The organism is Microcoleus sp. MON2_D5 (assembly GCF_036701905.1).
In the GTDB taxonomy this organism is placed as follows: Bacteria; Cyanobacteriota; Cyanobacteriia; order Cyanobacteriales; family Microcoleaceae; genus Microcoleus.
The window spans coordinates 1-8,588 of record NZ_JAUBRM010000153.1; the positions used below are offsets into that span (position 1 = coordinate 1).

The 8,588-nt window shown below is 46.9% G+C and carries 4 protein-coding genes and 1 pseudogene; 2 read left to right on the top strand and 3 right to left on the bottom strand.

The window, feature by feature from the left end:
- Nucleotides 1-522: 522 nt before the first annotated feature.
- Nucleotides 523-741: a DUF433 domain-containing protein gene (locus tag QUA47_RS29240; protein ID WP_333433375.1), complete on the bottom strand. Its 219-nt coding sequence runs from the start codon at nt 739-741 to the stop codon at nt 523-525.
- Nucleotides 742-937: 196 nt separating this feature from the next.
- Between QUA47_RS29240 and gltB the strand changes: the two genes are divergently transcribed.
- The gene (gltB, locus tag QUA47_RS29245) at nt 938-5,524 is read left to right on the top strand and encodes a glutamate synthase large subunit (protein WP_333433376.1); all 4,587 of its coding nucleotides are present in this window, start codon (nt 938-940) and stop codon (nt 5,522-5,524) included.
- A gap of 187 nt (nt 5,525-5,711) precedes the next feature.
- On the opposite strand, the gene QUA47_RS29250 is transcribed toward gltB, so the two are convergent.
- Both QUA47_RS29250 and QUA47_RS29255 read right to left on the bottom strand, forming a co-directional pair.
- Nucleotides 5,712-6,944, bottom strand: coding sequence for a hypothetical protein (locus tag QUA47_RS29250; protein WP_333433377.1), 1,233 nt, complete (start codon nt 6,942-6,944; stop codon nt 5,712-5,714).
- Nucleotides 6,945-7,239: 295 nt separating this feature from the next.
- On the bottom strand, nt 7,240-8,019 hold the full coding sequence (locus QUA47_RS29255; protein WP_333433378.1) for a phytanoyl-CoA dioxygenase family protein: 780 nt from the start codon (nt 8,017-8,019) through the stop codon (nt 7,240-7,242).
- A gap of 101 nt (nt 8,020-8,120) precedes the next feature.
- Here QUA47_RS29255 and QUA47_RS29260 point away from each other — a divergent pair.
- Nucleotides 8,121-8,465 (top strand): annotated as a pseudogene (locus tag QUA47_RS29260) (XisI protein).
- Nucleotides 8,466-8,588 lie beyond the last annotated feature (123 nt).

Genomic DNA, 8,588 nt, shown 5'->3' on the forward strand with positions numbered 1-8,588 from the left:
GCAGTGGAATATCGAGAGTGTTGCCTCTATCCTTTCTCTGCGCTGTGCTTATCTCAATGGTCAACTTTCCACTTGATGTATTTGCAAAACTGAGATGCACCCTCGGATTAACAGTGCGATAAAGTTATTATAGAGTGGATTGGCGATCGGGGATTGAGTAGTTGGGAATAACTGCATAGAGAGTATTTATTAAAACTATGCACTGACAATCGTAACTTGTTCAGTAGTTGCCATTGCTAAAATCGCTAAAACTTTTGAAGCTAAAGGCTTCAAATCACCCAAGCGATTAGATGGTGCTTGTAGAACAATTACCGCAATATCAAACTGTGGTAAATTTTGTTGAAATGATAAGTTGCGATCGACGGTGATTAAAACATCAAACTCTGCTTCTGCAAGTGCAAGAATAAGACCATTTTTTACACCTGCCCATCATCCCATTTGTGGAACGGTTTTTATCTCATAGTCAACAAATTATCTGGCAAATTTGCGATCTATACACTCATCCAAAAGAAGCTTCATGCGTTATGCTACCATGCCAACGAGCTGTTTTTCTACCTGTTCCAGCAACGCGATAACTTGCTCTTTACTTACGGTTGGAAATCCATCTAAAAAATCATCAATGGATTCTCCTGCTTTTAGATAGTCCAGAAGTGTTTGTACCGGAACCCTCGTACAAGCAAATACTGGGGTTCCACCCATAATCTCAGGAGATACGCTAATAATTGAAGAGTCTTTAAGCATAAATCTTTAACCTCCGGGTTCCATAGTTAAGTTATCGGCTTTAACTATTTTTTTACTCGGATCGAATAAGTTGGGATTTTTTGGTAGCTCTACCCAATTGAGTAGATCCACATATAATACATGATACTAGAGCGATCGGCATCCCATCCTCTACTCTAGATCAACATCTTTTCGCCACTTTGACAGGAGCATCAAAATGAACAGCAACGGACTGCCACAAAAGCAAGGTCTGTACGATCCGCAGTTCGAGCACGACGCTTGCGGAGTCGGATTCATCGTACACATGAAGGGTAACAAATCCCACGAAATTGTCGAGCAGGCGCTGACAATCCTCTTGAACCTCGACCACCGGGGCGCGTGCGGCTGCGAACCCAACACTGGAGACGGGGCGGGGATTTTGATGCAGGTACCCCACAAGTTTCTGAAGAAAGTAACCGCGGCCCTAAACATCGAACTTCCCGAAGCCGGCGAGTACGGCGTTGGCGCGATTTACTCGTCGCCAAATCAAACTGAACGCGAAAACGGCAAACGCATTTTTGAGGAAATCGCCGCCGAAGAAGGCCAGGAAGTGCTGGGCTGGCGCGATGTTCCCACCAACAACTCGTCCCTCGGCGACACCGCCAAATCTAGCGAACCCTTCATGCAGCAAGTGTTCCTCCGGCGCGCCGCAGGTATCGATGAGGCGGCTTTCGAGCGGAAACTGTACGTCATCCGCAAGCGTGCTCACAACGCCATCCGCAGGACTAACACAGACCCATACTGGTATAATTCCACACTCTCCTGCCGGACGATCGTCTACAAGGGTATGTTAATGCCGGTGCAAGTCGGCGATTACTATCCCGATTTGCATGACCCCGACATGGAAAGCGCTCTAGCCCTGGTTCACTCGCGCTTCAGCACGAATACTTTTCCGAGTTGGGAACGATCGCACCCTTACCGCTACATCGCCCACAACGGCGAAATTAACACGATGCGCGGCAACATTAACTGGATGCACGCGCGGCAATCGCTGTTCGAGTCGGAACTATTCGGCGATGACTTAAAGAAAATCCCCAATTTAATCAATATCGAAGGCAGCGACTCGACGATTTTTGACAATGCTTTGGAATTGCTGACTTTGGCCGGGCGTTCTTTGCCGCACGCTGTAATGATGATGATTCCCGAACCTTGGACAGCCCACGAGTCCATGAGTGACGAGAAAAAGGCTTTCTACGAATACCATTCTTGCTTGATGGAACCTTGGGACGGCCCAGCTTCGATCGCCTTTACCGATGGTACATCGATCGGGGCAGTGCTCGATCGCAACGGTTTGCGCCCTTCCCGCTACTGCGTCACCAAAGACGACTTGGTAATTATGGCATCGGAAGCCGGAGTTTTGCCGATCGCCCCAGAACGAATTGTATCAAAAGGTCGCTTGCAACCGGGGCGGATGTTCCTGGTAAATACGGAGGAAGGCCGCATCGTCTCTGACGAGGAAATTAAAACCAAAATCGCCACAGAACACCCGTACCGCCAGTGGATCGACCAGCACATGGTCGAAATCGCCAAACTGAAAGATGCGCCGGCAGTAGCAGAATCTCATCCCGAAACATTATTGCAGCGGCAAATGGCCTTTGGCTACACCTTTGAAGAACTGCGGTTGCTGTTAGCACCGATGGCGAAAGATGGCGTGGAAGCTGTCGGCGCGATGGGTGCCGATACGCCGCTGGCGGTGCTTTCCAATCGACCAAAACTGCTTTATGAATACTTCCAGCAGTTGTTTGCTCAAGTTACCAATCCGCCGATTGATTCTATCCGCGAAGAAATTGTAACTTCTGCCGAAACTACGATCGGCGCTGAACGCAATTTGCTCAAACCGGAACCGGAAAGCTGTCATTTAATTGAACTGAAAACGCCAATTCTCAGCAATGAAGAATTAGCTAAGCTCCAACACGTAAATGAGGGCAATTTCAAGTCCATCACGGTGCCGATTTTGTTTGACCCCAAAAGCGGTGTGAAAGGTCTTGAACAGGCTTTAGAAGAGGTTTTTGCAGCAGCAGACAGCGCGATCGCCTCCGGGGTGAATATCATCATTTTGAGCGATCGGGGTATCAGTCCAGACAAAGCCCCAATTCCGGCGCTGCTGGCAGTTGCGGGCCTGCACCACCACTTGATCCGTAAAGGTACGCGCACGCGGGCGGGACTCGTTCTCGAATCCGGTGAACCGCGCGAAGTGCATCACTTTGCGACACTTATTGGATATGGTTGCGGTGCGATTAATCCGTATTTGGCCTTTGAGACGATCGCCGATTCGATCCGCGAAGGATTGCTGCTAAATGTCGAGTACAAAGCTGCTTGCAAAAACTACATCAAAGCCGCCACTAAAGGGGTGACGAAAGTTGCCTCGAAAATTGGGATTTCCACAATTCAAAGTTATCGCGGCGCGCAGATATTTGAGGCGATCGGCTTAAACAAATCCGTAGTCGATAAATACTTTGCTTGGACAGCCTCGCGGATTGAAGGCGTAGACCTCGAAGTCATCGCCCAAGAAGCAATTTTACGCCATAATCACGCATTCCCAGACCGCCCAGCCAGCGGACATACTCTCGATGTTGGCGGCGAATATCAGTGGCGGAAAGAAGGCGAGGCGCATTTGTTTAGTCCGCAGACAATTCATGCGCTGCAAAAGTCGGTGCGGGAGGGCAGTTATACGCTTTTCAAACAGTATTCGGGGCTGGTTAATGAACAAAACCAGCAGCATTTTACCTTGCGCGGTTTGTTGCAATTCAAGCAGCGGGAATCGATACCCATTGAGGAAGTTGAGCCGATCGAATCTATTCTCAAACGCTTTAAAACTGGGGCGATGAGTTACGGTTCGATTTCTAAGGAAGCCCACGAATCTTTAGCTGTGGCGATGAACCGCATTGGTGGCAAATCGAACACCGGTGAAGGCGGCGAAGATCCCGATCGCTACACTTGGACGAACGATCGCGGCGACTCGAAAAACAGCGCGATCAAACAAGTTGCTTCCGGGCGTTTCGGCGTTACCAGCTTGTATCTTTCCCAAGCGCGGGAACTGCAAATCAAGATGGCCCAAGGCGCGAAACCAGGTGAAGGCGGACAGTTGCCCGGTAAAAAAGTATACCCGTGGATTGCGAAGGTGCGAAACTCGACTCCGGGTGTGGGATTGATTTCGCCTCCTCCTCACCACGACATTTATTCGATCGAAGATTTGGCCGAATTGATTCACGACTTGAAAAATTCCAACCGGGAAGCGCGGATTAGCGTCAAACTCGTGTCGGAAGTTGGAGTCGGGACGATCGCGGCCGGGGTTGCGAAAGCCCACGCCGATGTCGTGTTGATTTCCGGCTACGACGGCGGTACCGGCGCTTCGCCGCAAACTTCGATCAAACACGCGGGATTACCTTGGGAATTGGGACTGGCTGAAACTCACCAAACTTTGGTACTCAACAATCTCCGCAGCCGGATTGTCGTAGAAACTGACGGTCAAATGAAAACCGGCCGCGATGTAGTAATTGCTGCCTTGCTTGGTGCTGAGGAATTCGGTTTTGCGACCGCGCCGCTGGTGACATTGGGCTGCATCATGATGCGCGTGTGTCACCTCAACACTTGCCCGGTGGGCGTGGCGACGCAAGACCCGCTGCTGCGGAAAAACTTTACCGGCGACCCAGAGCACACGGTAAACTTTATGACCTTCGTCGCCCAGGAAGTCCGCGAAATTATGGCGCAGTTGGGCTTCCGCACGCTGAATGAAATGGTTGGCCGCACTGATGTTTTGGAACCTCAGCAAGCTGTGGAACACTGGAAGGCTAAGGGTTTGGATTTCTCGAAAATCCTTTATCAGCCGGAAGTTGGGGCGGATGTCGGGCGCTATTGTCAGATGGCGCAGGATCACGGTTTGTCCAAGTCTCTCGACATGACTGTGTTGTTGGATTTGTGCAAAGGTGCGATCGAAAATGGCGAAAAAGTACACGCCAAACTGCCCATTACCAATGTCAACCGCGTTGTCGGCACAATTCTCGGCAACGAAATCACCAAACGCCACTGGGAAGGTTTGCCGGATGACACGGTACACCTGCACTTCCAAGGCAGCGCCGGGCAAAGCTTTGGGGCTTTTGTGCCCAAGGGTGTCACCCTGGAGCTCGAAGGCGAAGCTAACGACTACCTCGGCAAAGGCCTCAGCGGCGGCAAAATCATCTTGTATCCGTCGCCAGATTCTACCTTCGTCGCGGAAGAAAACGTGATTGTCGGTAACGTAGTGCTTTACGGCGCGACATCCGGCGAGGTTTTCATCCGAGGGATTGCGGGCGAACGTTTTGGGGTGCGTAACTCCGGCGTTAACGCAGTAGTTGAGGGTGTGGGCGATCACGGTTGCGAGTACATGACTGGCGGCAAAGTTGTAGTTTTGGGTGAAACCGGGCGCAATTTTGCTGCGGGAATGAGTGGCGGTGTTGCTTACATTTTGGATGAAGCGGGCGATTTTGCAACTCGCTGCAATATGTCGATGGTGGATTTGGAAAAATTGGAGGATGTTGAGGAAATTAGCGATTTGCGGCAGATGCTTCAAACTCACGTTGATTTGACTGGAAGTGCGAAGGCATCGAAGGTTCTGGCTGCGTGGGATGAGATGGTGCCGGTGTTTGTGAAGGTGATGCCAAGGGATTATAAGCGGGTGTTGCAGGCTATTGAAAGGGCGATCGCATCGGGTTTAAGCGGTGATGATGCGCTGACGGCTGCATTTGAAGAAAACGCTCGCGATGTCGCTCGAATTGGCGGTAGCTAGGGTTTAGGATGAGGAATGGGTAATGGCTGTTACTCAGCAGTAATTACCTATTCCTCACGAGCGATTGATTACCAACTATCAACTACTTTAATGGCTATTGTTTGAGCAGGAGTTATAGCTGTATTGACTGGGGGTGCCAGAGTAAATTATGAGCTCAGCGAGTAATTTATCAGACTTCAGCGCTTGGTTATATTGCATCACCAGAATACTTAATTTTTTTGAGAATAGTATATAACTCTTCTACAGAATCAACGCAATTAAGCTTGTCTGATGTGAGTATCTTTATTATTACAGAACGTGCTATTTCAACCAGAGTTTTATAATCTGCTTGACTAATATTTTTGTGACCAGAGTGTACAATCTTCGATCTCAAGCCATACAATTTTTTTACGCTTGATTCGAGTTTTAATATTTCATCGACGGAGCTGCCTAATATAAGAGCTATACTTTCAGAAATTTGATTCATAATTGAGGGAGTAATAATGTCCCTTTCGTTATATGTAAAGATAATTTCTAGAGCGATAGCCGCCTTGATAAAAGCACTTTGTGGTGAGGGATCAGCTATTGATTGCCCGATCCATTCAACTGCCAACATAATTCTTTTTTGAAACTTATTAAGATTTTTCTTTGTAGTAAAACTCCAAACAGTGTGATATCCAGTATCCTCCTTTACCAAATATGGATCATCAAGTGGTATCGGCTCTCTTGGGCCATGCCTAGTCCATGAGTTTGACACTTCCCCCACAGACAATATGTAAGCTTTACGATGACGCCAGCCTTGGTAGTTTAAAACGCCAACTTCAAAGCGATTTGTGGCGGAACCAAGGACATATCTTAGGATAAGCTCGAATCGCTCAAAATGTTCGTCAGCAATTTCAATTGCTTTTTCACAGTCTCTTGCTTCAGCCTTCCATTCAATTAAATATTCTGGATTGTCATTGCCCCATATTTCCAGAAATGAATCTGTTTTTGAGTCAAAAATTGACTCAAAAAACTCTTTTTGTGAAGCAAACTCGTATATTGTGTAACCACCCAATAACAAGGGACTTGTGGGGCTGTTTAAAACTATTCCATGTATGTCTCGAAATACAGAAAATGTTTTTATACTTTCCGCCTTAAGCTTTTCCACAAACGATGATACATCCTCGTTTTTAGCTAAGCATTTTTTTGAAAAACACTCTCTAAAATGCTCTTGTAGCAGAGATTCATATTTGTTTAACGTATAGGTTCTTTTAATTTCCTCATCTGAATCAAATGCCCTTGATAGTGCGTCACGATATTTGATGATATTTTCGTTTGCGAAGAAGTAGAGAGGATTGCCCCCACCGTAAAAAAATGCCAAGGAGACATCTGTCCTCCCCAAAAAATTATCTGTTTCTGCCAATTCTATAATTTCATTTACAATCGCAAGAAGATTCATAGCTTTCTTTCGCAATAAATATAACGTTCATGTTCAGCGGTTGCCAGTATCCTTAGCAAGGCTCTAGGGAAATAAGGTATTACCACCCTACAACCAAGCAATCATTCCCCAAAAAATAACTTTGCTGTTTAACTAAATACACAAGGTTTTAACAATTTCAATTTGTTATTAATTTCTTGCCACGCTACCTGGAAGTTATTTGCGATTGCCAACCCGTGCAGATAGACCTACAGTAAGACTTGCTAATAGTTTTGCTGCGTAAGGAAGTTGATAAACCATGATCTAGGAAAAAGTGTCATTCCGCTGCAACACTGTTGTGGTACTGCAACATCTGCACATCCTTGAAAATAGCAGCATGAAACTCATAACCGAGTAACTGTTTCAGTTTTGGGCTGGCTTGTTCTAGGAAAGTTGGCGACATTTGCTGAGCTGGGTTTTCCAATGGTCGGATAAATTTTGGATTGTAATTTCCTAGTACCGAAACACGTGGCTGGTCTGAGTGATTAATTGATGTGTCGTGCCAACAAAGACCGTGGGAAAGAACAACTGAGCCTGCTTTTCCAGTGACTTTCTTGGCTAATTCCGCAAACTTTTTTTTGTCTGGAAATTGGCACAGTTTCTGGGTGTCTGCTGCAAACAAAGGAGCACCGTTGGTTTCTGTAAAGTCTTCCATCATCCAGATTGCTTGAACTTCCATCACCGGTGTTGCTGGATAGGGAGGAGTCATGGTGAAGTAGGGATAATCGACGTGTGCTCCCATATTCGTAGCACCTGGATAGAGGATATGGGCAGAGAATCCGCCCAGGGTCATATCGCTTCCCAAAATCGCCTCTACAACTTCAATAACTCGTGGATGCTGTACCATTTGCTCAAAAATTGCTGCTTCATCCAGCAATCTGTATAGCCGCGATCGCTCACCCGTCTTCAAAAAGCGTCCTGCTGGCTGTTCTGTGGCCTGCTTGAGAATGTGCAATCTGGCTTCTGAAATTTCCCTGGACGTGAAGAGTTCTGGCAATAAAACATAGCCTTTGCCTTGAACAATCTCTTCTGCTAGGGATGCAGCATCCTGCATCATCTAATTTCCTTTCATTACGGTATTGCCATTATACAACCACATCAGCAACACTTCCAAAATAAATAACTTTGCAGTAATACAGAAGTAGAGGAAATTGTGCAATGGAAAAACTAACAGAGTATCCCAAACTAATTAAGCGTATTTTGACCGAGTATATAGAATTGTGCGATCGCTCTTCTCAACAAGACATCGAGACATTCTTGATTGCAGACGAGCAAAACGGTCATTACATCTGGATGAACCTAGACTGACCAAAGGGCGATCGCATTACCGGGATGACTGTGTACGTTCGGATTCGCCATCGCAAATTCTGGATTGAGGAAGACTGGACAGAAGATGGGATTGCAACGGATTCGGTGCGCGCTGGAGTTCCCAAGGAAGATATTGTTTTGGCCTTTCACGAGCCTGGGATGCGGCAGTACACAGATTTTGCAGTAGCTTCGTAGCACTTCAGGGATGGGAAAATCAAAAAGCTCGATCGCACAGCTATTGATCAATACGGTTCAGTTAAGGGCTAGGCAGTGCTTAAAACAATAAATACAGGAGGATTCATTATTATTCCAGTACCT